The sequence below is a fragment of the Streptosporangium canum genome (assembly GCF_900113865.1).
Lineage (GTDB): Bacteria > Actinomycetota > Actinomycetes > Streptosporangiales > Streptosporangiaceae > Streptosporangium > Streptosporangium canum.
Genome location: NZ_FOQY01000007.1, coordinates 153,061 through 177,713, shown reverse-complemented (window position 1 = coordinate 177,713; position 24,653 = coordinate 153,061). Strand labels below are relative to the sequence as shown.

General features: G+C 70.0%; 22 protein-coding genes. 8 read left to right on the top strand and 14 right to left on the bottom strand.

The window, feature by feature from the left end:
* Window positions 1-10: 10 nt before the first annotated feature.
* Genes qcrC through qcrB form a run of 3 tightly spaced genes read left to right on the top strand, consistent with a single transcriptional unit; the run spans window position 11 to window position 3,563 of the window.
* Window positions 11-820: a cytochrome bc1 complex diheme cytochrome c subunit gene (qcrC, locus tag BM085_RS13165; protein WP_093887283.1), complete on the top strand. Its 810-nt coding sequence runs from the start codon at window positions 11-13 to the stop codon at window positions 818-820.
* Window positions 820-1,929: a cytochrome bc1 complex Rieske iron-sulfur subunit gene (qcrA, locus tag BM085_RS13160; protein WP_093887282.1), complete on the top strand. Its 1,110-nt coding sequence runs from the start codon at window positions 820-822 to the stop codon at window positions 1,927-1,929. The genes qcrC and qcrA overlap by 1 nt, the downstream gene beginning before the upstream one ends.
* Window positions 1,926-3,563 (top strand): cytochrome bc1 complex cytochrome b subunit, encoded by a 1,638-nt coding sequence (gene qcrB, locus BM085_RS13155; protein ID WP_093887281.1) that lies wholly within the window; start codon window positions 1,926-1,928, stop codon window positions 3,561-3,563. Before qcrA ends, qcrB begins: the two co-directional genes overlap by 4 nt.
* Window positions 3,564-3,809: 246 nt before the next feature.
* On the opposite strand, the gene BM085_RS13150 is transcribed toward qcrB, so the two are convergent.
* The 4 genes from BM085_RS13150 to ctaC all read right to left on the bottom strand — a co-directional run bounded on the left by BM085_RS13150 (window position 3,810) and on the right by ctaC (window position 7,975).
* Window positions 3,810-5,018, bottom strand: coding sequence for a L,D-transpeptidase (locus BM085_RS13150; RefSeq protein ID WP_093887280.1), 1,209 nt, complete (start codon window positions 5,016-5,018; stop codon window positions 3,810-3,812).
* A gap of 157 nt (window positions 5,019-5,175) precedes the next feature.
* Window positions 5,176-5,571, bottom strand: coding sequence for a cytochrome c oxidase subunit 4 (locus BM085_RS13145; protein ID WP_031167828.1), 396 nt, complete (start codon window positions 5,569-5,571; stop codon window positions 5,176-5,178).
* Window positions 5,568-7,157, bottom strand: coding sequence for an aa3-type cytochrome oxidase subunit I (ctaD, locus tag BM085_RS13140; protein ID WP_245789305.1), 1,590 nt, complete (start codon window positions 7,155-7,157; stop codon window positions 5,568-5,570). The genes BM085_RS13145 and ctaD overlap by 4 nt, the downstream gene beginning before the upstream one ends.
* A 68-nt stretch (window positions 7,158-7,225) precedes the next feature.
* Window positions 7,226-7,975 (bottom strand): aa3-type cytochrome oxidase subunit II, encoded by a 750-nt coding sequence (gene ctaC, locus BM085_RS13135; protein WP_435810403.1) that lies wholly within the window; start codon window positions 7,973-7,975, stop codon window positions 7,226-7,228.
* A gap of 216 nt (window positions 7,976-8,191) precedes the next feature.
* Between ctaC and BM085_RS13130 the strand changes: the two genes are divergently transcribed.
* The 3 genes from BM085_RS13130 to BM085_RS13120 are packed head-to-tail and all read left to right on the top strand — an operon-like array spanning window position 8,192 to window position 10,105.
* On the top strand, window positions 8,192-9,328 hold the full coding sequence (locus tag BM085_RS13130; protein ID WP_093887277.1) for a cysteine desulfurase family protein: 1,137 nt from the start codon (window positions 8,192-8,194) through the stop codon (window positions 9,326-9,328).
* Window positions 9,329-9,353: 25 nt separating this feature from the next.
* Window positions 9,354-9,623: a sulfurtransferase TusA family protein gene (locus BM085_RS13125; protein ID WP_093887276.1), complete on the top strand. Its 270-nt coding sequence runs from the start codon at window positions 9,354-9,356 to the stop codon at window positions 9,621-9,623.
* Window positions 9,624-9,682: 59 nt separating this feature from the next.
* A complete protein-coding gene (locus BM085_RS13120) occupies window positions 9,683-10,105 on the top strand; it encodes a CBS domain-containing protein (RefSeq protein WP_093887275.1) in 423 nt (140 codons plus the stop codon).
* 85 nt (window positions 10,106-10,190) lie between these two features.
* Here BM085_RS13120 and BM085_RS13115 read toward each other — a convergent pair whose 3' ends face one another.
* On the bottom strand, window positions 10,191-11,177 hold the full coding sequence (locus tag BM085_RS13115; protein WP_093887274.1) for a carbohydrate kinase family protein: 987 nt from the start codon (window positions 11,175-11,177) through the stop codon (window positions 10,191-10,193).
* A gap of 141 nt (window positions 11,178-11,318) precedes the next feature.
* Window positions 11,319-11,672 carry an iron-sulfur cluster insertion protein ErpA gene (erpA, locus tag BM085_RS13110; protein WP_012889376.1) on the bottom strand — a complete coding sequence of 118 codons (354 nt, stop codon included), beginning with the start codon at window positions 11,670-11,672 and terminating at the stop codon, window positions 11,319-11,321.
* A gap of 194 nt (window positions 11,673-11,866) precedes the next feature.
* On the opposite strand from erpA, the gene nadA reads away from it, so the two are divergent.
* On the top strand, window positions 11,867-13,021 hold the full coding sequence (nadA, locus tag BM085_RS13105; protein ID WP_177245088.1) for a quinolinate synthase NadA: 1,155 nt from the start codon (window positions 11,867-11,869) through the stop codon (window positions 13,019-13,021).
* Window positions 13,022-13,084: 63 nt separating this feature from the next.
* Here the strand turns inward: nadA and BM085_RS13100 are convergent, their stop codons facing one another.
* The 8 genes from BM085_RS13100 to BM085_RS13065 all read right to left on the bottom strand — a co-directional run bounded on the left by BM085_RS13100 (window position 13,085) and on the right by BM085_RS13065 (window position 23,865).
* Window positions 13,085-13,816: an SIMPL domain-containing protein gene (locus tag BM085_RS13100; protein WP_093887272.1), complete on the bottom strand. Its 732-nt coding sequence runs from the start codon at window positions 13,814-13,816 to the stop codon at window positions 13,085-13,087.
* Window positions 13,817-13,992: 176 nt separating this feature from the next.
* Window positions 13,993-16,437: a serine/threonine protein kinase gene (locus BM085_RS45900; RefSeq protein WP_093887271.1), complete on the bottom strand. Its 2,445-nt coding sequence runs from the start codon at window positions 16,435-16,437 to the stop codon at window positions 13,993-13,995.
* 66 nt (window positions 16,438-16,503) lie between these two features.
* A complete protein-coding gene (lysX, locus tag BM085_RS13090) occupies window positions 16,504-19,803 on the bottom strand; it encodes a bifunctional lysylphosphatidylglycerol synthetase/lysine--tRNA ligase LysX (RefSeq protein ID WP_245789304.1) in 3,300 nt (1,099 codons plus the stop codon).
* 38 nt (window positions 19,804-19,841) lie between these two features.
* A complete protein-coding gene (locus tag BM085_RS13085) occupies window positions 19,842-21,281 on the bottom strand; it encodes an alpha/beta fold hydrolase (protein WP_093887270.1) in 1,440 nt (479 codons plus the stop codon).
* A gap of 4 nt (window positions 21,282-21,285) precedes the next feature.
* Complete coding sequence (pspAB, locus tag BM085_RS13080; RefSeq protein ID WP_093887269.1) at window positions 21,286-21,855, bottom strand: PspA-associated protein PspAB; 570 nt, start codon at window positions 21,853-21,855, stop codon at window positions 21,286-21,288.
* 4 nt (window positions 21,856-21,859) lie between these two features.
* Window positions 21,860-22,762 carry a zinc metalloprotease HtpX gene (htpX, locus tag BM085_RS13075; RefSeq protein WP_093887268.1) on the bottom strand — a complete coding sequence of 301 codons (903 nt, stop codon included), beginning with the start codon at window positions 22,760-22,762 and terminating at the stop codon, window positions 21,860-21,862.
* Window positions 22,763-22,771: 9 nt separating this feature from the next.
* A complete protein-coding gene (pspAA, locus tag BM085_RS13070; protein WP_093887267.1) occupies window positions 22,772-23,050 on the bottom strand; it encodes a PspA-associated protein PspAA in 279 nt (92 codons plus the stop codon).
* On the bottom strand, window positions 23,047-23,865 hold the full coding sequence (locus tag BM085_RS13065; RefSeq protein WP_093887266.1) for a PspA/IM30 family protein: 819 nt from the start codon (window positions 23,863-23,865) through the stop codon (window positions 23,047-23,049). The genes pspAA and BM085_RS13065 overlap by 4 nt, the downstream gene beginning before the upstream one ends.
* A 146-nt stretch (window positions 23,866-24,011) precedes the next feature.
* On the opposite strand from BM085_RS13065, the gene BM085_RS13060 reads away from it, so the two are divergent.
* Complete coding sequence (locus tag BM085_RS13060) at window positions 24,012-24,620, top strand: DUF3043 domain-containing protein (protein WP_012889366.1); 609 nt, start codon at window positions 24,012-24,014, stop codon at window positions 24,618-24,620.
* Window positions 24,621-24,653 lie beyond the last annotated feature (33 nt).

The following is a 24,653-nucleotide window of genomic DNA, read 5'->3' as shown; positions in this document are numbered from 1 at the left end:
GGGGATCTCAGTGAACAGGATCACCGCTAGGCGGCGGCATCCCCTCGCGAGATACGCCGTCCTGCTTCTGGCCCTCGGGCTGGTCGGAGGGTTCTACACCCTCGTGGCCCCGCCGGGCGAGCGGGCCGACGCGGCCATCGCCTCCGGCAGGGCCGACGACGTGGCGCAGGGCAAGAAACTCTTCGAGCAGAGCTGCGCGAGCTGCCACGGCCTCAACGCCGAAGGCACCGCACAGGGTCCGTCGCTCGTCGGCGTCGGCGCGGCCGCCGTGGACTTCCAGGTCAGCAGCGGCCGTATGCCCCTGGCCAACCCCGGCGCCCAGGCACCGCGCAAGCCCACGGCTCCGTGGGTCAACGACGAGACCATCAAGCAGCTCTCGGCCTACATCCAGTCTCTCGGCGGCGGCCCGACCGTCCCCTCGCAGGAGACGGTCGACCCCGCCAAGGGCGACAAGGCGAAGGGTGGCGAGCTGTTCCGTGCGAACTGCATCCAGTGCCACAACTTCGTCGGCTCCGGCGGCGCCCTGACCCAGGGCAAGTACGCCCCGCCGCTGCACGAGTCCACCCCGACACAGATCTACGAGGCCATGATCACTGGCCCGCAGGCCATGCCGGTGTTCAACGACAGCATCATCACTCCCGAGCAGAAGCGGGACATGATCGCCTACATCGTGGGCGTGCGTGAGGAGCCCAACCCCGGCGGCGCAGGTCTCGGCCGCATCGGCCCGGTAACCGAGGGCCTGGTGGCCTGGATCGCGGGCATCAGCCTGCTCGTCCTGGCCGCCATCTGGATCACCGCGAAGAAGCGACAGGCCCACTAATGACTGACAGCAATCACGACATCGAGCAACCCGAAGGACGCGTGCCCAAGCGCGTCATCGGCACCCCCTCGCCCGCCGCGGACACCGCCCTGCTCGGAACCGAGGAGCAGCACGCCGGGGACCTCGACGTCCCCGGCGTGACCCTGCAGAACGAGGCGACGGCGAAGAAGGGCGAGAAGATCGCCGCCCTGTGCTTCACCGTCGCCCTGATCGCGGGCATCGGCTTCATCGTGTCCTACGTGGCGTTCCAGGTCGGCGACATCGACAAGACCCAGGTCTCCAACCTGGCCCTGGGCGGCGCGCTCACGCTGGCGCTGCTCTCGCTGGCCGCGGGCATCGTGGTCTGGGTCCGCATGATCATGCCGAAGTACAACCTGGTCCAGGAGCGCCACCCGATGGCCTCCGACGGTCAGGCCAGGGAGTACGTCGCCGAGACCTTCCTGCAGGGCGCGGCCGAGAGCGGCATCACCAAGAGGCCGCTGCTCCGCCGTACGCTGCTGCTGGCCGCGGCCCCGCTGGGCCTGGCCCCGCTGGTCCTGCTGCGCGACCTCGGCCCGTCCTACGCCGACTTCCCGAAGAAGCTGCGGCACACCGTCTGGGGCGAGAAGACCAAGGACGGCAAGCACCGCAAGCTCGTCGTCGAGGGGACCGGCGCGCCGATCCGCGCGGCGGACTTCAACTCCCCGGGCGGCATCCTGTCGGTGGTGCCCGAGGGTTACGAGCACGACCTGAACGCGCTGGCCAAGGCCACGCTGATCCTGATCAAATTCCGTCCGGAAGAGATCAAGTCCGGAACGAACCTGAACTGGACGCACGACGGCATCGTGGCGTACTCGAAGATCTGCACGCACGTCGGCTGCCCCGCGGCCCTGTACGAGCAGACCACGCACCACATCCTGTGCCCGTGCCACCAGTCGACCTTCGACGCCGCCGACGGCGCCAAGGTCATCTTCGGTCCGGCCGCCCGGCCCCTGCCCCAGCTGCCCATCGCCGTGGACAACGAGGGCTACCTCGTCGCCACGGCGGACTTCGCCGTTCCTCCCGGTCCCAGCTTCTGGGAGCGCGGCGACGCTGAGGCCGAGGTCCGTGAGAACGGAGGCCACGCATGAGCACCGGAACCGTTCCGAAGCCCATAGCGAGCACAAGCAGCTTCATCGACGACCGCATCGGCGCGGGAAACTTCCTCAAGCGCAACCTGCGGAAGGTCTTCCCCGACCACTGGTCGTTCCTGCTGGGCGAGATCGCGCTCTACTCGTTCATCGTCCTGCTGCTGACCGGCACGTTCCTGACCTTCTTCTTCAAGCCCTCCATGGGCCACGTCGTCTACGACGGCTCCTACGAGCCGCTCAAGGGCATCATGATGTCCGAGGCGTACGCCTCGACCCTGCACATCAGCTTCGACGTCCGCGGCGGCCTGCTGATGCGGCAGATGCACCACTGGGCCGCCCTGCTGTTCGTCGCCGGCATGATGGTGCACGCGCTCCGAGTGTTCTTCACCGGTGCGTACCGCAAGCCGCGTGAGCTCAACTGGCTGATCGGCGTCGGCCTGCTGACGCTGGCCCTGCTCGAGGGTCTGACCGGCTACTCCCTCCCCGACGACCTGCTCTCCGGCGCCGGTCTGCGGATCACCGAGGGCGTGGCGATCTCCCTGCCGCTGGTCGGCACCTGGATCACCTTCTTCCTCTTCGGCGGCGAATACCCCGGCGAGGACGTGGTCTCCCGGTTCTACTCGCTGCACATCCTGCTCATCCCGGGCATCCTGCTGGCGCTGATCACCGCCCACATGATCCTGATGTGGGTGCAGAAGCACACGCAGATGCCGGGCAAGGGCCGCACGAACACCAACGTGGTGGGCGCTCCGTTCTACCCGGCCTTCATGGCCAAGGCCGGCGCGTACTTCATGTTCACGTTCGGCGCCATCGCGCTGCTGGGCACCTTCGCCCAGATCAACCCGATCTGGCTGTTCGGTCCCTACAGCCCGGCCGACATCTCGGCGGGTTCCCAGCCCGACTTCTACATGGGATTCCTGGAGGGCTCGCTCCGCCTGATGCCCTCCTGGGAGATCAACTTCTTGGGCTTCACGCTGCCGCTGAGCGTGCTGATTCCGGCGCTGGTGCCGATGGGCATCGTCATGACGGGCCTGGCCCTGTATCCGTTCATCGAGCGGTGGGTCACCGGGGACCGCAGCGAGCACCACATCGCCGAGCGTCCCCGCAACAACCCGCACCGCACCTCGATCGGCATCTCCGCGGTCACCTTCTACGGCGTCCTGTGGCTGCTGGGCGCCAACGACGAGATCGCGGCGTTCTTCCACGTCTCGCTGAACTGGACGACCTACGTCGGCCGGGTGCTGGTCTTCGCCGGTCCCGCGCTCGCCTACTTCATCACCTACCGGATGTGCCTGGGCCTGCAGCGCAGCGACGCCGCGGTGATCGGGCACGGCGTGGAGTCGGGCGTCATCAAGCGCCTGCCCTCTGGTGAGTACATCGAGGTCCACGTTCCGCCGAACGAGGCCATCGAGGCGCACATGCGCGGCAAGACGGCGATCCCGGTGATCGCCGACACCTCCGCCGACGGCGGCGGCATCCCGCCCAAGGGGATGCGCGGCCCGCTCGGCAAGCTCCGCGCCAAGCTGAGCAAGGCCTACGGCGGGGAGAAGATCCCGCTCGACGGCGAGCACCCTCACGAGGAGCACGCGGCCGTCGGCTCGGGCGAGGACGACAAGTCCCTCACCCGGCACTGACCGCTCCGCCACAGGCAGGGCCCGGACACCTCGGTGTCCGGGCCCTGCCGTCTCTCCGGCCCCTTGACGGCCGTACGGCATCCGGGGACCGTACGCGCCTCGCAGAGCACCCCCGGAGATCTCGGGACGGCCGGCCCCGAGGCCCCTATGCGCTCCTCAGGGCCACGGAGAGGCCTCCGGGCGCCGTTCCGGCGGCCAGGAGCGCGGCCGGGGCCGGCGGGGTCGTGTGGTGCGCCTGAGGCGCCGTCAGCGGGATTCGGTGGTGAAGTGCTTGACGCTGCTCCACTTGAGCCACTGCTTCCAGTTCTCCTGCCAGTGACCCCAGCCGTTGGTCGGCTCCAGCACCCGGGGCGATCCGGTGATGATGATCGGGTCGCCGATCAGGGTGTTGTCGATGAACCACTTGGCGTTCTCCGGGCTGACGTTCACGCAGCCGTGGCTCACGTTGGAGTTGCCCTGCGAGCCCACCGACCATGGGGCGCTGTGGATGTACTCACCGCTGTTGGAGATCCGGACGGTGTTGTAGACGGTCATCTGGTAGTAGCCGGGCGAGCCGGGCCCGATGCCGGGCGAGGTCATGACGGTGACGGGCTCGCGGGACATGGCCAGGTGGATGCCGCTGGTCGTGTAGTACTTCCAGACGCCGCCCTGGCCCGCGCTCATGGGCATCTCGCGGATCTTCCTGCCGTCGCGCCTGACGGTCAGGTGGTGGGTGCCGGTGCTCCCCTTGGTGATCTGGGAGCGGCCGATCTTGAAGTCGATGCTCTGGTTCCGCTTGCCGTACAGGCCGGCGCCGCCGCGCACGCCCGCCAGGCGGGCCTCGACCCGGACCTTGGTGTGCGCCGGCCAGAACTCCCGGGGGCGGAAGTGCACCGTCTTGTCGTCGAACCAGTGCCATGCCCCGAAGACCGGCTTGGAGGCGTGGACCATCAGGTTCCGCTCCACCGAGACGCGGTCGGAGATGGGCTGGTCGAAAGTGATCATGACCGGCATGCCGACGCCGACGGTGAGGCCCGTCATATCCCTGTTGGGGGCGAAGGTTTCGATCGCGAAGGTCTTGTCGGCCTTGACGGTGGAGAAGGAGGTGGTCGTCTCGGTGACCTTGCCGCCCGGGTTCACCGCCGTGGCGCTGACCCTGTAGGAGGTCCCCGGGGTCGCCGTGCCCCGGCTGCGCCACTGGGTGCCGTCGGCGCTCAGCACGCCCGCCAGGGAACCGTTGCCGCCCTTGACGGTGACCTTCTTCAGGACCCCGCCCCGGGCCGCCACCAGGACGGTCGTTCCCGTCGGCACCTTGCCGGTCCCGTCGACGGGGACCACGCTGACGGCCGCGTCGGCGTAGCCCATGGGGCTCGGCGTGCCCGGCGCTCCGGTGCTGCTGCCGGCCGCACATGAGGTCGCCAGCACCAAGGCCAGCAGCCCGGCCCCCTGGCTCGAACCACGGATCGCCTGCCCCACGTGAACTCCCCCGTCCCGGACCGATCTACTGATTCTGTTATTACCCGGAGTAAGCGGAGCACCACGTAAGACATCACTCCTAACCTGCCAACAAACGCCAAAAAGCGGACCACGGAAATTTTCCGTGGTCCGCTTCTTCGGCGGAGACGTGCCGGGATCAGTGCGAGAAGTTGCCCCGGTAGTACTCGAAGACGAATCCGATCATGCTCATGATGACCGCGAAGACGCCGATGATGAAAAGCCACCAGCCGATGACCAGGCCGACCGCGGTGAGCGAGACGGCCAGGCAGACGAACAGCGGCCACCAGCTGTGCGGGCTGAAGAAGCCGAGCTCTCCGGCGCCGTCGCTGATCTCACCCTGCTTGTTGTCCTCCGGCTGCTCGCCGATACGGCGAGCGGTGTACATCAGGTAGTAGCCGATCATGAAGGCGAAGCCCACCGAGATGGCCATCGCCGTCGTGCCGACCGGCTCCCTGGACCAGAACCAGTAGACGACGTCCACCGCGGCGAAGAAGATCCCGCAGAGGATGAACAACCAACCCTGGACCTTCATCGGTTCTCCTCCAGCTGCTGCGGGGCCGAGGCGTAGGGGTGTCTGAGGTCGAACGCCGGGCGCTCGGACCGGATGCGCGGCAGCGAGGTGAAGTTGTGCCGCGGCGGCGGGCAGGAGGTCGCCCACTCCAGCGAGTTGCCGAAGCCCCACGGGTCGTCCACGGTGACCTTCGGCGCGGTCTTGTGGGTCTTCCACACGTTGTAGAGGAACGGCAGCGTGGAGGCGCCCAGCAGGAAGGCTCCGATCGAGGAGACCATGTTCAGATCGGTGAAGCCGTCGATCGGGCTGTAGTCGGCGTAGCGGCGCGGGAAGCCCTGCGCGCCGAGCCAGTGCTGGACCAGGAAGGTGGTGTGGAAGCCGATGAACAGCGTCCAGAAGTGCACCTTGCCCAGGGTGTCGTTGAGCATCTTGCCGGTGAACTTGGGCCACCAGAAGTAGAAGCCCGCGAACATCGCGAACACCACCGTGCCGAAGACGACGTAGTGGAAGTGCGCGACCACGAAGTAGGAGTCGGACACCTGGAAGTCCAGCGGCGGCGAGGCCAGGATGACTCCGGTCAGGCCGCCGAACAGGAAGGTGACCAGGAAGCCGATCGAGAACAGCATCGGCGACTCGAAGGACAGGTGCCCTCGCCACATCGTGCCGATCCAGTTGAAGAACTTCACCCCGGTCGGTACCGCGATGAGGAACGTCATGAAGGAGAAGAACGGCAGCAGCACCTGGCCGGTCGGGAACATGTGGTGGGCCCACACGGTGATCGACAGACCGGCGATGGCGATGGTCGCGCCGACGAGGCCGATGTAGCCGAACAACGGCTTGCGGCTGAAGACCGGGAGGATCTCGGTGACGATGCCGAAGAACGGCAGCGCGATGATGTAGACCTCGGGATGGCCGAAGAACCAGAACAGGTGCTGCCAGAGCAGTGCGCCGCCGGTCTCCGACGCGAAGATCTGGGTGCCGAGCTTGCGGTCGGCCTCCAGGGCCAGCAGGGCCGCGGCCAGCACCGGGAAGGCCATCAGCACCAGGATCGAGGTGAGCAGGATGTTCCAGGTGAACATCGGCATCCGGAACATGGTCATGCCGGGTGCGCGCATGCAGACGATCGTGGTGATGAAGTTCACCGAGCCGAGGATCGTGCCCAGGCCGCTGATGGTCAGGCCGACGATCCACAGGTCACCGCCGATGCCCGGCGAGCTGATCGCGTTCGACAGCGGGGTGTAGGCGAACCAGCCGAAGCTGGCCGCGCCGCCCGGGGTAAGGAAACCCGACAGGGCGATGGTGCTACCGAAGGTGAACAGCCAGTAGCTGACCATGTTCAGACGGGGGAACGCCACGTCGGGCGCGCCGATCTGCAGCGGCATGAGCTCGTTGGCGAAGCCGGCGAACAGCGGCGTCGCGAACATGAGCAGCATGACCGTGCCGTGCATGGTGAACAGCTGGTTGAACTGCTCGTTGCTGGTGATCTGCAGGCCCGGTTGCGCCAGCTCCGCTCGCATGATCAGCGCCATGACGCCGCCGATCAGGAAGAACACGAACGAGGTGATCAGGTAGAGATGTCCGATGATCTTGTGATCGGTGGACGACATCCACTTCGCGATGACGGAGCCCTTGCGGGCCCCCACCGGCGCGAGAGTGAGGGGTTCGTTAAGTGCGGTCACTGGGCACCCGCCTGGCTAGCGATGTACTGGTCGAACTCGGCCTGCGGGACGAGCTTCACGTTGAAGAGCATCCGGCTGTGGTCCGTACCGCAGAGCTCGGCGCACCGGCCGGCGTAGACGGCGGGCTTGTCCAGCGTGTCGACCTCGAACTTGTTCTCGACACCCGGGATCACGTCGCGCTTGAAGTGGAAGGCCGGCACCCAGAAGGAGTGGATGACGTCCGGCGAGACGAGGTCGAACTCGACCTTCTGGTTCACCGGGAGCATCAGCTGCGGCCCCTGGGTGTAGTCGCTGACGGGCTTGCCGACGACTTCGACCTTCTTGCCGTTGTATTCCGTCGTGAAGCGCCAGCTCCACTGGAATCCCTCGACCTTGACCTTCACGGGCGCCTGGCCGGTCATCGCGTTGACATAGTTCTGGTCACGCGCGGTGAAGTAGAAGAACACGCCGACCATGATGATCGGCACCACCGTGTAGAGGATCTCGATGGGGAGGTTGTAGCGCACCTGGGGCGGCAGCTCGTCCTTCGAGTTCTTCTTCTTGCGGTGGAAGGCAACGGACCACAGGATCAGGCCCCACACGACCACACCGGTGGCGAGAGCGGCGATCCAGGATCCGTTCCACAGATTCTGAACGGTCTCGGCCTGCTTGGTGATGGCGCCGGGCAAGCCGCCCCGGGACCACTCATCGGCACTACAGGCCGTCGCGGACACCAACAGCAGCGCCAGAGCGGCAGCGCGTGGCACCCGGCGGCGGGCCAACGGACGCCGTGCAGAACGGCGGGTCGGACTCACGGATCGCCTACCCCACAGATGAAGCCCAGGAGTCACTCCTGGGCGGTCGTTTATTCATGTTCACAACTTGTAGTTCACAGCTTTACGCTGGGGGACACACTAGCGCGGACCACCCCCGCCCCCCCGCGCAGCCCCCGAATGCGCCGCACTTGGTGCGACGATTGAGGCGTGGCGTACTTCGACGCGGCCTCCACCGAGCCGCTGCACCCTCAGGCACGCGAGGCGCTGATCGCGGCGCTCGACGTCGGCTGGGCCGACCCGGCGAGACTGTACGGTCCAGCCCGCCGCGCAAGGATGTTACTGGAACAGGCGCGGACGGAAATCGCCGAGGCGCTCGGCGCCCGGCCCGACGAGGTCTCGTTCACCGCCTCCGGGACCCAGGCCGTGCATCTGGGCGTGCTCGGCACCCTGCACGGGCGGCGGCGCGCCGGGCGCCGCCTGGTGACCTCGGCGGTGGAGCACTCCAGCGTGCTGCACGCCGCCGGGATCCACGAACGCGACGGCGGTTCGGTCGAGACGATCGGCGTCGGCCGTACCGGCGTGGTGGACCTGGCCGCGTTCGGCGAGGCGGTCCTCGCCGGCGGTACGGCCCTGGCCTGCCTGCAGAGCGCCAACCACGAGGTCGGCACGGTCCAGCCGGTCGCCGAGGCCGCGGCCCTGTGCGCCGGGGCCGGCGTGCCGCTGCTGGTGGACGCGGCGCAGACCGCCGGCCGGATGCCGCCGCCGGACGGCTGGTCGGTGCTGACGGCGAGCGCGCACAAGTGGGGCGGCCCCGCCGGGGTCGGCGTGCTGGTGGTCCGCAAGGGCACCCGGTGGCGCACCCCGCTGCCCGAGGACGACCGGGAGCGCCGCCGGGTCCCCGGCTTCGAGAACGTGCCGGCGATCGTCGCGGCGGCCGCCGCGCTGCGCGCCATGGCGGCCGAGTCGGCACAGGAGTCGGCCCGGCTCTCGGCGCTCGTGGACCGGATCAGGAGGGAGGTGCCCCGGCTCGTCCCCGATGTCGAGGTCATCGGCGATCCCGTCGCGCGAGCCCCGCATATTGTCACCTTTTCGTGTCTTTACGTGGAGGGCGAAGCGTTGCTGACAGAACTGGACAAGGCGGGATTCGCCATATCGTCCGGCAGTTCATGTACGGCGAGTACGCTTCGTCCATCGCATGTTTTGGAGGCCATGGGCGTGCTTACACACGGCAACGTCCGGGTATCGCTGCCCCAGGGCGCGTCCGGCACGGATGTCGACCGCTTCCTCGCCGTCCTGCCGGACATGGTGAAGAGGATCCGCGAGGACGCGGGCGTAAGGACGTGATCGACATTCGGGGAGTGAAGGTTTCATGACGTCCAGGCAGACCGCCGCGGAGGGGTCCACCCAGCCTCCGGCGCTGACCATCGACGCCCTGGGCAAGAAGTGCCCGATCCCCATCATCATGCTCGCCGAGCAGATCAACCAGGTCCCCCGCAACGGGATCGTCTCGGTCCTCGCCGACGACCCCGCGGCGTTCACCGACATCCCGGCCTGGTGCCGGCTGAAGTCCCACCACCATGTGGCCAGCTACGAGCTCCCCGGCGGCGGCTGGGCCATCCATGTGCGGCGCAATTACTGACTTATCCGGAAAAACGGGTAGGAACCCCCGAAAGTCAGCACACGTTTCGGGGGGAACACATGAGCGGAGAGACTGCCAAGGACCTGATGAGCTCGGGGGCCCGGTGCATCGAGGCGCACGAGACGCTCGACCGGGCCGCGCAGATGATGCGGGAGCTGGGGGTCGGCGCGCTGCCGATCTGCGGGAGCGACGACCGGCTCAAGGGGATCATCACCGACCGCGACATCGTGGTGAAGTGCGTGGCCGCCGGCAAGGACCCGTCGAAGGTCACCGCCGGGGACATGGCCACCGGTCTGGTCTGGGTGACCGCCGACGCCACCGCGGGGGACGTCCTGGCCAAGATGGAGCAGCACCAGATCAAGCGGCTTCCGGTGATCGAGAACAGCCGCATCGTCGGGATGATCAGTGAGGCCGACCTGGCCAAGCATCTCCCGGACGACCAGCTCGCCGACTTCGTGCACCGCGTCTACGCGAAAGCCTGAGCTCCAGGTCCACGCGTAAGCCCGAGCTCCGGACGCTCCGCGCCCCCGGCCTCGCCGTGGGGGCGCGGAGCGCCGTGGCGAGAACTCAGGCGTGGTGGCACTTCACGTGCTGGGCCACCTCGGCGGCGGCCTCGGCGCCGTAGGCGGCGGCGAAGCGCTCCAGGAAGACCTTCTGGCCCAGTTCGTACTCCTGACCGCCGACGCGCTCCAGCACGTGGGTGGCGGTGAGGTTGCCGACCTGGCCGCACCGCTCCAGGGACAGGCCCCAGGCCAGGGCGGCCAGGAAGCCGGACCGGAAGGCGTCGCCCACGCCGGTGGGGTCGGCCTTGCCGAGCTCGGGGGCCGGGGGGACGTGCAGGGGCGGCTCGCCCTTGCGGTCGATCACGACGCCCTTGGGGCCGAGCGTGGTGACGCGGACGCCGACCCGGTCGAGGATCTCCTCGTCGGACCAGCCGGTCTTCTGCTCGATCAGACCCTTTTCGTAGTCGTTGCCGAACAGGTAGGCGGCGCCGTCGATCAGCTCGCGGATCTGCTCGCTGGGCATGCGGGCGAGCTGCTGCGACGGGTCGGCGGCGAAGGGGATGGCGCGCTGGCGCGCCTCGTCGGTGTGCCGGAGCATCGCCTCGGGGTCGTTGGGGCTGATCAGCACCAGGTCGAGGCCGCCGAGCCGCTGGGCGATCGGGCCGAGCTCGATCAGCCGGGCCTCGGCCATCGCGCCGGTGTAGAAGGACGCGATCTGATTGTGATCCTCGTCGGTGGTGCAGAGGAACCGAGCGGTGTGGTGAAGCTCGGAGACGTACACCGACTCACAGTCGACGCCGTGCCGCTCCAGCCAGGAGCGGTAGTCGGCGAAGTCAGCGCCGACGGCACCGACCAGGACGGGGCTCAGCCCCAGGCAGCCCATGCCGAAGGCGATGTTGGCCGCGCAGCCTCCTCGGCGGACCTGCAGGTCGTCGACGAGGAATGACAGGGACACCCGGTCGAGCTGGTCGGCGACGAGCTGATCGCCGAAGCGACCCGGGAACGTCATCAGATGGTCGGTCGCGATAGAGCCGGTGACGGCGATGCGCACGGGATCTTTCTCCTCGTTGTCAGCATCTAAGGGAAGGGCGAGCGGTGAAACCCCGCAAGAATACGCGACCCCGCGGACGCGCGACGGCCCCGCGGAGTGAGAGATCTCACCCCGCGGGGCCGTCAGGTGCCGCGCCGCCGCCTAGTTGAACGAGTCTCCGCAGGCGCACGAGCCCGTGGCGTTCGGGTTGTCGATCGTGAAGCCCTGCTTCTCGATCGTGTCGACGAAGTCGACCGTGGCGCCCACGAGGTAGGGCGCGCTCATCCGGTCGGTGACCACGCTGACACCGTTGAAGTCCGTGACGATGTCGCCGTCCATGGAACGATCGTCGAAGAAGAGCTGGTAGCGCAGGCCCGAACAGCCGCCCGGCTGCACGGCCACGCGCAGCTGGAGGCCCTCCTCGCCCTGCTGCTCCAGCAGGCTCTTGACCTTGGCGGAGGCCGCGTCACTAAGGATCAGACCCTGCGCCGTGGTCTCGCTGCTCTCAACCGACATGTGGTGACTCCCGCGTCTGCGTCAACCGCCCGATCGGAACGGCTGTCTGTTTTGACGTCCTTCTTAGACGCTACCAACACCTGCCGGCAGCTACACATTCCTCAGTCCCGCACTACCCCCCGCGACCCCGGAATAAAGCGACCACCGCCGTGTGTCATGATTAGTCGTCAGTTCGACGATAAGGGGGTGTGGCCGTGACGACCACCGAGACCGGGCTTCCGCTCTTCGTCCTCGGCAGGGGGACCGATCCGCACAGTGAGCGCGGTGTCGACTGCCCGGGCGAGCTGCCGTCCGCCTCCGACCCGGCGCTGGTGGAGCGCGCCCGGCGGGCCAAGGCCGCGCTCGGCGACCGGGTCTTCGTGCTGGGGCACCACTACCAGCGTGACGAGGTCATCCAGTTCGCCGACGTGACCGGCGACTCCTTCAAACTCGCCCGTGAGGCGGCGGCCCGGCCGGACGCCGAGTACATCGTCTTCTGCGGCGTGCACTTCATGGCCGAGTCCGCCGACATCCTCACCGGCGACTCGCAGCGGGTCGTGCTGCCCGACCTCGCGGCCGGCTGCTCGATGGCCGACATGGCCACGTTCGACCAGGTCGAGGAGTGCTGGGAGGCACTGGAGGACGCCGGGATCGCCGGCGTCACCGTCCCGGTCACCTACATGAACTCCAGCGCCGACATCAAGGCGTTCTGCGGGCGCAACGGCGGCGCCGTGTGCACCTCCTCCAACGCCAGGCGCGCCCTCGACTGGGCCTTCTCCCGCGGCGAGAAGGTGCTGTTCCTGCCCGACCAGCACCTGGGGCGCAACACCGCGGTGCTGGAGATGGGCCTCTCGCTGGACGAGTGCGTCGTCTACAACCCGCACCGGCCGAACGGCGGGCTGACCGCCGAGCAGCTCGAGAACGCCAAGATGATCCTGTGGAAGGGCCACTGCTCGGTGCACGGCCGCTTCACCTCCGAGTGCGTGGACGACGTCCGCGCGCGGATCCCCGGCGTCAACGTGCTGGTGCACCCCGAGTGCAGGCACGAGGTGGTCACCAAGGCCGACCACGTCGGCTCGACCGAATACATCATCAAGAAGCTCGAAGAGGCGCCGGCCGGGTCGTCCTGGGCGGTGGGCACCGAGCTGAACCTGGTCAAGCGGCTGGGCCAGATGTTCCCCGACAAGAACGTGACGTTCCTGGACCGGACCGTCTGCTACTGCTCGACGATGAACCGGATCGACCTGCCGCACCTGGTGTGGGCGCTGGAGTCCCTGGCGGCCGGTCAGGTCGTCAACCAGATCACGGTGGACGAGGACACCACCCACTGGGCCAAGGTGGCGCTGGACCGGATGCTGGCCCTGCCCTGATCCGCGTCTCCGGAACGGGCCCGGCGCGCTGCGGCCGCCGGGGCCCGTCGTGCTCGCCCGGGGCTATCGCAGCTCGTAGACCACCCGGACGCGGACCGAGATGTTCTGCTGGCCGGGGCTGATGGAGGCCTTGTCGGCCGCCAGCGCGCCGCCGAACATGACCGGCGAGGGCGGTGTGCCCCCCTCCTCGGTGATCGACACGACGCGGCCCAGCTCGTCACCGGCCAGTTCGGCGTACTGCTCGGCGCGGGCCCGGGCGTCCTCGAAGGCCGCGTCACGCGCGGCCTTGAGCATCTTGTGGGTGTCGGACACCTCGAAGGAGACGCCGTTCAGCCGGGCCTCCTCCCCGACCGCGGCCACCGCGTCGATCACCTTGTCGGCGGAGTCGACGTCGCGCACCACGGCCTCGACGCCCTGTGCCGCCCGGTATCCGGCGACGACGGGGTAGTTGTCGTACACGGGGCCGAGGGACAGCTCGTTGGTCTGCAGATCCTTGGCCGCGATCCCGGTGCCGAGCAGCGCCTCGGTCAGCTTGGCGGCGGCCTTGCGCGCGTCGGCGAAGGCCGTGCTCGCGGAGGAACGGCGCACCTCGACACCGGCGGTCAGGCGCATGACGTCGGGGATGGAGGACAGGTTCCCCTCCCCCACGACCGTGATCTGCGACCGGTTGTCGTTCACCGTCACCTTCGCGGAACCGGGAACGGGACCGGAACCGGAGTCGGCGGACGCGATCCCGCCGAACATGCCCATGGTGACGAGCGCGGCCAGGGCCACGGTGCGTGGAAACTTGATCATAGGTGCATGGCATCACGGGGCGGCGGCGGCGGCGGGGAGCCGCCGGTGCGCCCTGTCATATCTTGAACTTCGGATCACCGCGCGCTCCCGCCACCGGGCGAGCGGCCCGGCGCCGCCGGGCGGGCGGTCTCCCGGCCGGCCGCCTCGGCGTGTCCGGCGGGGTCCACTCCCCCGCGTCAGCCCTCCCGGGTGAAGCGCATGAACTGCTTGTCGTACTCCTTGGCGTCGGTGCTGGTGGCCAGCACCCGCTTCACCTGCCCCCGAAAGTCGATCACTACCGCCTCGTAGCCGGCGCCCTTGCGCCGCCAGCCGGCGATGTGCTGGTCGTCGTACCAGCCGATGAGCCGCTTGGTCGCGAACGGGATCCTGACCTTGGCCTCGGCGTCGGCGGCGGTGGACCAGACGCAGATCTCCCGCTCGGTCCCCTTGCAGTACGTCATGAGCAGCGTGCCCGACGGGGAGATGTCGTCGCCCTCCACGGTGATCGGGGTGCCGACGTCCAGCAGGGTCTGCAGCACGGTGCCCTGCAGGTCGTAGAAACGGATGCGCTGGGTCTTGCCGGTCAGCGCCCAGGTGCCGACCGCCCGGCCGTCCCCCCGCCAGAAGTAGCTCCAGGTGCCCGCGTCCTTCTCCTTCACGCGGACGATGGCGGCCTTCTTCCTGGCGATGTCGATGACCGCGTAGCCGTACTCCTTGCTGGTGTCGCCGACCGCCTCGTACAGCGTCACCAGGCCCCGCCTGCCGTCCGGGGACCACTGCGGCAGGGTCGGGTAGACCGGTGCCTTGGTGATCTTGATCTTGCTCACCGAGCCCGACCGCCGGTCGACGACGGAGACGACGGCGTAGTTGTTCTTGTCGTAGACCTTGTCGGTGGCCAGCGCGTGGGTGCCGGAGGCGTTCGTCGTGTACTGGAAGTATTTGCCGTTCTTGGCGAAGCTCCCGCCGGGGGCGCGGACGTAGAGGTTCTTGTCCCAGTCGAGGCTGTAGGCGCTCAGCTTGATCGGGTCGTCGTCGCTCTCGTGGAGCGTGATCGAGCTGCCGGGAAGTTTGACCGTCCTGGTCGCCCGGGGCGGGCCGGAGACCGTCGCGGCGGGGGTGGCGGTGGGCTCCCCGGGCTGGGGGGTGGGGTCGCCCGGCTGGGAGGTGGCGGGCGGGTAGGTGCTGCCCGCGTGGGTGGACACGATCGGGTCGGACGGGGTGTCGCGCAGCGCCAGCGTGATCCCCACGGCCGCGACGAGCGTGACCGCGAGCCCCGCGCCGGCCACGACCCAGACCTTGCGCCGGCGCCCCGGCTCCGGTCCCTGCCCCGGGTACGGCGAGGCGCCGCGGGAGGGGTAGGTCGCGGGGCCGCCGTAGGGCTGCGGGACCGCCTGCTGCGGGTGACCGCCGGGCCCGCCCTGAAGGTGGCCCGGCCCCTGCTGGTGGTGGGCGTGCTGCGGGTAGCCCCCGGGACCGGTCTGGGGGTAGCCGTCCGCGCCCGCCCACTGCTGCGGGTAGCCCTGCCCGGTCTGCGGATGCCCTCCGGGCCCGGTCTGATGGGGATGCCCTCCGGACCCGGTCTGCGGATGCCCTCCGGGCCCGGTCTGATGGGGATAGGAGTGGCCCGGCCCGGCCTGGGGATAGCCGTCCGGCCCCGCATGCGGGTAGCCCTCCGGGCCGGCCTGCTGCGGATGGCCGCCCTGCGCGGCGCCGGGGTGCTGGGCCGGGGCCTGGCCGCCGGAGCCGGGGCCCGTCTGCTGCGCGGCCGCCGCCGAGCCCTCGGCGAGGATGCCGCGCGGCGCGGTGGGCGTCGGCACGCCCGGCGCGCCGCCGGCGTGGCCGAGCAGTCGCAGCAGCGCCTCCCCCGCCGTGGGCCGCAGGGCGGCGTCCTTGGACAGGCACTGCCCCACCAGGTCACGCAGGGCCGGATCGGTGATCGCCCGCAGGTCGGGCTCCATGTTCATGATCCGGTTGAAGATCGCGGGCAGGCTGTCGGTGCCGAACGGCGGCCCGCCGGTGGCCGCGAAGACCATCGTGCAGCCCCAGGCGAACATGTCGGCGGGCGAGCCGGCGGTCTCCCCCGCCAGTTGCTCGGGGGTCATGTAGGAGGGGGTGCCGATCGCCATCGCGGTCAGCGTGGAGGTCCGGTCGAGCGCCTTGGCGATGCCGAAGTCGATCACCCGGGGGCCGTCGGAGGCGAGCAGCACGTTGGACGGCTTGAAGTCGCGGTGCACGATCCCGGCCTGGTGGATCGCGACGAGCGCGGTCACCGTGCCGATCGCCAGGCGGTGCAGGGCCGAGCCCTCGCGCGGCCCCTCGCCGGCCACGACGGCGTCCAGCGTCGGGCCGTCGATGTACTCGCTGACGATGTACGGCCGGTGCTGGTCGACGCCGGTGTCGATGACCGCGGCGGTGCAGAACGGCGCGACCCGCTGGGTCGTGCTGACCTCGCGGACGAAACGCTCCAGCGCCTCCTCGTCCTGGGCGAGATCGGCGCGGAGTAGTTTGACCGCGACGCGGGCGCCCGTGGGCGACACGCCGAGAAACACCGTCCCCTGACCGCCCTCGCCGAGCCGCGCGGTGAGCTGATACTCCCGCACCCGCTCGGGATCCCCAGGCCGCAAGGACACGAGGTCCGGCATGGCGACACCCTCCCTTTAAGGACTTTTTACGGTCCATTGTGAGGGCAAATGGTCACAGTCAGTGCATCAACCCCGGGGCCGCGTCAGCGGGAAGGCCAGCGTCTGCCGGATCGTCTTCCCGGTCAGCAGCATGATGAGCCGGTCCACGCCGATGCCGAGGCCGCCGGTGGGCGGCATGGCGTACTCCAGCGTGCGCAGGAAGTCCTCATCCAGCTCCATCGCCTCCGGGTCCCCGGCGGCGGCCAGCAGCGACTGCCCGGTCAGGCGGCGGCGCTGCTCGACCGGGTCGATCAGCTCGGAGTAGGCGGTGCCGAGCTCGACACCGTAGGCGACCAGGTCCCACCGCTCGGCCAGCCGGGGGTCCTGGCGGTGCGGCCGGGTGAGCGGGGACACCTCCGACGGGAAGTCGGTGTAGAAGACCGGCCCGGCGGTCCGCTCCTCCACCAGCCGCTCGTACAGCTCCAGGAGCACCGCGCCCCGCCCCCATCCCGGATCGTACGGCACCGCCAGGCGGTCGGCCAGCTTGCGGAGCTCCTGGACGGAGGTGTCCACGGTCACCTCCTCCCCCGCCGCCTCCGAGACGGCCTCGTTGACCCCGACCGTCCGCCAGGCTCCGGAGATGTCGATCTCCTGCCCGTGCCTGCGGATCACCGGCGCGCCGAACGCCGCGACGGCCGCCTCCTGGACCAGCGCGCGGGCAAGGTCCAGCATCGTCCGGTAGTCCGCGTACGCCTGGTAGGCCTCCAGCATCGTGAACTCCGGGTTGTGCTTGTAGGAGACCCCCTCGTTGCGGAAGGCCCGGCCGAGCTCGAAGACCCGCTCCGCCCCGCCCACGCACAGCCGCTTGAGGTGCAGCTCCGGAGCGATCCGCAGGTAGAGCCTCGTGTCGTAGGCGTTCATGTGGGTGACGAACGGCCGGGCGCAGGCGCCGCCGTGGACGGACTGCAGGATGGGCGTCTCGACCTCCAGGAAGCCCCGCCGTACCAGGGCGTCGCGGAGGCCGTGCAGGACCGCGCCCCTGATCCGCAGCGTCTCGCGGGCCTCGGGGCCGGTCACCGGGTCGAGGGGAGGCCGCCGGGCCCACGTCTCCGAGCCGGCCACGCCGCGCCGCCTGCCGGGCGGCGGGCGCAGGCATTTGGCGGTCGTCGCCCACTCCTCGGCGAGCACCGACAGCTCCCCGGTCCTGGTGGTGACGACCTCGCCGACGCAGCCTACGTGGTCGCCCAGGTCCACCGTGTCGCGCCAGCGCTCCAGCCCCGCGACCTTGGTGATCATGAGCTGGAGGGTGCCGCTCCAGTCGGCGACCGTGGCGAACAGCAGCCCGCCGTGGTCGCGGACCAGCGTAACCCTCCCGGTCACCGCCACCCGCTCCCCGGTCCGCAGGTCGGCGGCCCGGCCGGGATGGGCCTGCCGTACCTCGGCGGCGGTGTGGGTGCGCGGATAGTTCACCGGGTAGGGGTCGCCGCCCCCGGCCCGGATCCGGTCCAGCTTGGCGAGACGGACCCCGACCTGTTCCGGTACGGCGGGGCCGCGCTCATCGCTCTCGCCCGGCTCCGGCGCGAGGGCCGCGCGGGCCGCCGCGGGGGGCTCCACCGCCGGGCGGACCGGCCCCTCCCCGCGCCGCAGCAGGGTGGGCAGGCTCGGCGCGTGCCCCAGGAAGCCTTCGGCGATCACCGAGGCGAGGCCGACCTTGGGCAGGTCGCGGCCGTCCTCGTAGGCGAGGTAGCGCGGCACCCACTCGGGGCGGTACTTCACGTTCGCCCGGTACAGCGACTCGAGCTGCCACCAGCGGGAGAAGAACAGCAGCATCCCCCGCCAGGCCCGCAGCACCGGCCCGGCGCCGATCCTCGCGCCCTCCTCGAAGGCGGCCCGGAAGACCGCGAAGTTCAGCGAGATGTGCTCCACTCCCAGCGTGGGCGCCTGCCTGACGAGGCCGGAGACCATGAACTCCGTCAGGCCGTTGTCGGCCTCGCGGTCGCGGCGCATCAGGTCCAGGGAGAGGCCGCGCTCGCCCCACGGCACGAACGACAGCAGCGCGGCGTGGCCGCCGTCCGGCCCGAGTGCCTCGACCAGCACGCACCTGCCGTCCGCCGGGTCGCCCAGGCGTCCCAGCGCCATGGAGAAGCCGCGTTCGGCCTCGGTGTCCCGCCACGCCTCGGCCCGGTCGATGATGCGGCGCATCTCCTGCGGGGTCAGCTCCTCGTGCCGCCGGACGCGCAGGGTGTATCCGGCCCGCTCGACCCGGTTGACCGCCTGCCGCACCCCGCGCATCTCCCGGCCGGACAGGGTGAAGCGGGCGACCTCGATCACGGCCTCGTCGCCGAGCTGGAGGACCCGCAGCCCGGCCCGGTTGTAGGCCCTGGCGCCCTCCTCGCTCGCTCCGATGGCCGCCGGGGTCCAGCCGTACTCCCCGGCCTGGTCCATCCACGTCCGGATGGCCGGTTCCCACGCCTCCACGTCTCCGATCGGGTCGCCGCCGGCCAGGCTGACCCCGGCGACCACCCGGTAGGAGACGGCCGCCTTGCCGCTGGGGGAGAAGATCGCGGTCCGGTCCCTGCGGGTGGCGAAGTATCCGAGCGAGTCGCGCTCCCCGGTGGCGGCCAGCAGCGCGCGCACCCCGGCCTCCTCCTCCGGAGGCAGTTCGGCGCTGGCCCGTTGGGAGCGGAACAGGACCATGAAGGCCGACAGGATCGCGACGGCGGTCAGCAGGCCCACGACGAAGCCGACCCAGGCCGGCGGGTGCCCGACCCGGTCGAGGTCGAGGGTGACGGCGCCGCCCAGTGACTTCTCCAGCGCCCAGGCGAACCTGCCCCGCGACTCCAGCGTGCCGGGGAAGAGGGTGACCAGCAGGTAGGCGACGCCGAAGGACATCGTGAACAGGAGGGCGAGCGTGAGCAGCGCCTTGCGGAAGGCGCCGCGCTGCACCTTGGCGTAGAACTCGCGGCGCGCGAGCACCAGCACGGTCAGCAGGCCGGCGACGAAGACCAGGTTGACCGTCCCGGTGGCCAGCAGCCAGGTGGATTCGTGCCCCCGGAAGGCGCTGTCGCCGAAGAGGTAGACCAGGGGCAGCAGGAGCACGTCGAGCAGGAGGGTCAGCGACAGCAGCACCACCAGCAGCCAGTACGCCGCGCGCTTGTGGCGGGAGAGGGCGCCGGCGAGGATCGCCAGGAACACCGCGTAGCCGAGGTTCGCCTCGACCGAGAAGACGCTCGTGCTGATCACGTCGGTGGCCGGCCGCAGCAGTCTCCGGACCGGCCCGGCGAGCGCGATGAGCGCCGAATAGGCCGCAAGCACCGCGAAGAACACGCCCAGCGCCCGAGGCACCGCCGCCGTCCAGTCCCGATCCTTCAGCCGAGATGCCATCATCACCCCCGAGATGATCGCTACTCAGATCGTATACCCGGCTACGTATCGTGAAATCTGCTAATCGTCCGGACCGCTTCGGCGATCGCCTCGGGGCTTTCGAGCTGGACCTCGTGCCCGGTGCCGGGCAGGGCGATCAGCTTGGCGTCGAGGAGCTCGGCGAGGTCGTGGTGGCAGCGGTCCTCCGGACCGGCGCTGAGGATGACGACGGGGATCTCCGGGAAGGGACGGGTCCCGCGCAGCTCGTCGAGCTCGGCGGTCATGTCCGGATAGGCGAGCCACTCGGCCGTCGCGGCGGCCAGGACCCGGCCCCTGCCGTACACGGTACGGGCGCGGTCGTGCGCCCCCATGAGGAGACGGTGCGCGAAGGGCAGCACCAGGCAGGCGACGGCGGTCGCGCCGAACGTGCCGCCCAGCGCCGGAAGGGCGCGCTGTACGGCGCGCACGGCCGCCGCCCGCGCCGCGCCGCGGGGCCGCACCGCGGACTCGCAACTGGGGTCGACCAGCACCAGCCCCGCCACCCGCCCGGGATGGAGCCGGGCGAAGGCCTCCGCGTGCCGGCCCGCCGCCGAGTGCCCCACCACCACCGCCGGCGATCCCGCGAGCGCGCCGATCCGGTCCGCCTCCTCGCGCAGCGTGGGCGGCCTGCGGTGGCCGGAGCTGAGGCCCAGGCCCGGCCGGTCGAACCGGATCACCGCGTGGTCGCGGCTGAGGTCGGCGGCGACCCGGTCCCAGTGGAACCACGCCCCCGCCATTCCCGCGCAGATCAGCACCGGCGGCGTCCCGGTCCCCTCCAGCAGGACGTGCGACTTCGGCGGTGCCGCCATCGTCCGGTCCCGCCACAGCGCGGCCCCCAGCAACAGCAGCCAGAGCCCGATGACCGCGACCTGGAACCGCTGCGCGAGCCCCACCGGGGCGCCGGACGCGACGGCCGCCAGGGTCCACACCGTGGCCACGGCCATGAGCACGGCCAGCGCCGCCCCGCCGTACCCGATGAGCGGCCACCTGCGCCGCCGCAGCGCGCTCACCGGCAGCGCCAGGAGGCTGACCATCGCCCCCGCGGACGCCAGGGCGCTGGTCGCCGTGTGGATCCGGTGGGACGGTGAGACCCGCCCCGCCGCCTCGGCCGCCGCGCACACGGGATCGCTCAGCGCGGCGCAGTCCAGCGGGAACAGGCCGCTGTCCAGAACCGTCATCCCGCCCAGCAGCGCGAGACCGAGCCAGCCGAGCGCGCCCCACCGGCCGGGACGCTCGTCGGGGACCAGGGCCACCGCGGCCAGGCAGGCGATCCCGGAGATCACGTCGGCGGCCCGCACCAGCCACGACCACGGCTGGTCGGCGGCCGCCAGCTCGCTGACGTACGCGTCCGGCCCGCCGATGCCGGGGTTGAGGAACTGCACCGGCAGCCAGGCGCTGTAGCACAGGCCCGCGACGGCGAATCCGCAGGCCGCGATCCAGGTCAGCCTCCGCCGGGCGTGCATCGCTCTAGAGCCCGGGGGCGCCCCACAGGGGGAACCAGCGGCTGAGGTCGGGCTCGATCGGGAGCTCCCCCTCGACCGCGGCACGCACCTGAAGCTCCAGCGCGTTGTCCCTGTGCTGGCCCGACAGCGGTGCGAACGGGTAGAAGGTGCCCCGCTTGTAGAGGTAGACCAGGGCGAGCGCGCGGGCGGACTCGTCGGCGAACACGACCAGGGAGCAGAGCAGGGAGGGGCCGAACCCCGCCGCCTCAAGGGAGGAGTTGACCGCGTGCAGATCGGTGACCAGGTCGCTGAGCTGCTCGGGCGTGCGGCGCACCAGCAGCCAGGTGTAGCCGTAGGCGTCCTTGGACTCCTCCACCGGCGGCCCTCCGCCGGCGGCGAGCAGCTGGGTGACGTCACGCTCCAGCTCGGCGAAGGCCCCGCCCTCGGCCGAGCGGAAGCAGACCGACCCCGTCCCGGTCGGCGCCAGCCCGGTCGCGGCCTGCAGGGTCACCGCCGCCGACGGCAGCGCGAACAGCGCGTCCAGGTCCGGTTTCACCGCTTCGGTACGGCCCAGCAGCGCGTCCCACCACTTCACCGGCTCACACCCCCTGGCCGAGCTGGGCCGAGATCCTGGCGAGCTGTTCCAGCCGCCGGTTCAGCGGCGGATGGGTCGCCAGCAGTGTCGCCAGGCTGGCGCCACCCGACAGCGCGGGGACGAAGAAGAAGGCGTTGAACGGCTCGGCCTCGCGCAGGTCCCTGGTCGGGATGCGGGCCATCTCACCGCTGATCTTGACGAGTGCGCTGGCCAGGACGGAGGGGCGCTGGGTGAGCAGCGCTCCGGCGCGGTCGGCGGCCAGCTCGCGGTAGCGCGACAGGGCGCGGGTGAGCAGGAAACTGACCCCGTACACCAGGGCGGAGACCAGCATGATGATCAGGCCGATCGGCAGGCCGCCGCGGTCGTCGCGGCCGCGCCCCAGGCCGCTGTAGAGCGCGACCCTGGTCATGAGCCCGGCGACGATGCCGAGGAACGAGGCGATGGTCATCACGGCGACGTCGCGGTGGGCGACGTGGGACATCTCGTGGGCGAGCACGCCCTCAAGCTCGGCCCGCTCCAGGCGGCGCAGCAGGCCGGTGGTCACGCACACCACGGCCTTCTTCTGGTTACGGCCGGTGGCGAACGCGTTCGGGACGTCCGAATCGGCGATCGCCACCCGCGGCTTGGGCATGTCGGCCATCGCGGAGAGGCGGTCGATCATGCCGTGCAGCTCCGGGGCCTGCTGCGGGGTGACCTCACGTCCGTGCATCGCGAACAGCGCGATGCGGTCGGACATGAAGTACTGCACCAGCAGGGTGCCACCGGCTATGAGCAGCACCAGGATCGTCTGGACTCCCAGCGTGATCAACACGCTCACGAAGACGACATACAGCAGTCCGAGCAGGAACATGGTCAGAACCATGCGACTGGTCAGGCCCCGGTCCGGGGCGAACCGGGTGTGTGCCATATGCCCAAACTATCCGGGAATCAGCCCCTCATCGCCGAGCATCTCCCGCACTTCTTCCATGGAAGCGTCAGCCGGAGGCAAAATCAGCTCCGAGGACTCCAGACTGTCGTCCGGGAGCGCCTTGCCGACATGGCGGACCTTGTCCAGCAGATCGTGCAGGCGGGCCCGGAAGACCTCCTCGTCGCCGGCCTCGATCGCCGCCTCCAGCTCACCGTCCAGGGCGTTGAGAACGCCGAGGTCGCTGGGATCGATCTCGGTCTGGCCCTCGCCCATGATGCGAACGATCACAGCCCCTCCCCCGGCTGACGGTACTGCTGGGTCTGGGGGGACTGCTGCTGCTGAGGCTGCTGGTGGGGCTGCTGCTGGGGCGCTCCGGACTCGATCGCGCTCTTGGGCGCGGAGCCCTGCCCGAGCTCGGCCTTCATCCGGGCGATCTCCAGCTCCACGTCCTGGCCGCCGCCCATGCGGTCCAGCTCGGCCTGGATGTCGTCGCCGCGCTGCCCGCTGAAGTCGTCGAGCGCACCGCTGGCCAGCAGCTCGTCGATGGCGCCCGCGCGGGCCTGCATCGAGGCCGTCTTGTCCTCGGCCCGCTGGATCGCCAGACCGACGTCGCCCATCTCCTCGGAGATGCCGGAGAAGGCCTCGTTGATCCGCGTCTGAGCCTCGGCCGCGGTGTAGGTCGCCTTGATCGTCTCCTTGCGGGTGCGGAAGGAGTCGACCTTGGCCTGCAGCCGGTGCGAGGCGGTGGTGAGCTTCTCCTCCTCGCCCTGCAGGTTGTCGTGCTGGACGCGGAGGTCGGCGATCTGGGTCTGCAGGCTCGACCGGCGGGTCAGCGCCTCGCGGGCGAGGTCCTCGCGGCCGACGCCCAGCGCCTTGCGGCCCTGCTCCTCAAGCTTGCGCGACTGGGCCTCGATCTGGTTGATCTGCAGCTCCACCCGCTTGCGCGAGGTGGCGACGTCGGCCACACCCCGGCGCACCTTCTGCAACAACTCCAACTGACGCTGGTAGGAGTAGTCCAGGGTTTCGCGTGGATCCTCCATCTTGTCCAAGGCGTTGTTGGCCTTGGACTTGAAGATCATGGAAAGTCTCTTCATCACGCTCATGCGCGTCGGCCGTCCCCTTCTTCAAATGCGCTTCGGGTCACCCCAGTGATTCCAGCCCCCCATAGAAAGCTCCGGAGCCACCTAGGTTCACCCTACGCATAACGCACGAGGGCGTCACTAAGTTGCAGTCCCGGTAGGCTGACGATGTGTTCCGACGTACCCAGACCACCGCGGACGACTCCCCCGTCTCCGCTAACGATCCTAAGCCTGCGGGCAAGGGGCGTCCCACACCCAAGCGCCGGGACGCCGAAGGCCGTCGCCGCCAGCCGGTGAACGCCCCCCAGAACCGCAAAGAGGCCTACAAGCAGCTCCGCGAACGCCAGGCCAACGACCGCGTCAAGGCGCGCGAGGGCATGATGCGCGGCGACGAGCGCTACTTCCCGGCACGCGACCGGGGCCCGGCACGCAAGTTCGCCCGTGACTGGGTGGACTCCCGCCGGATCATCAGCCAGTATTTCCTGCCGTTCTCGCTGCTGATCCTGCTGCTCACCTGGGTCCCCTTCCCCGGCGAGACCCGGCAGTACATCTACGCCGCCGTCATCACGATCGGCTGGCCGATCATGATGGTCGGCGTGCTGTTCACCTCGGTCTGGGTGTCCTGGAAGGTCAAGAAGCTCGTGACCGAGAAGTTCCCCGGCGAGAGCGTCAAGGGCGTCGGCTTCTACGCCGCCATGCGCGCGCTGCAGATCCGCAAGCTGCGCTTCCCGCCGCCCGCCTTCCTCCCCGGCGGCAAGCCCGTCCCGGCGAAGAAGTAGGCGTCCGGGTCCTCTCCGAGGACATCGCGTCCC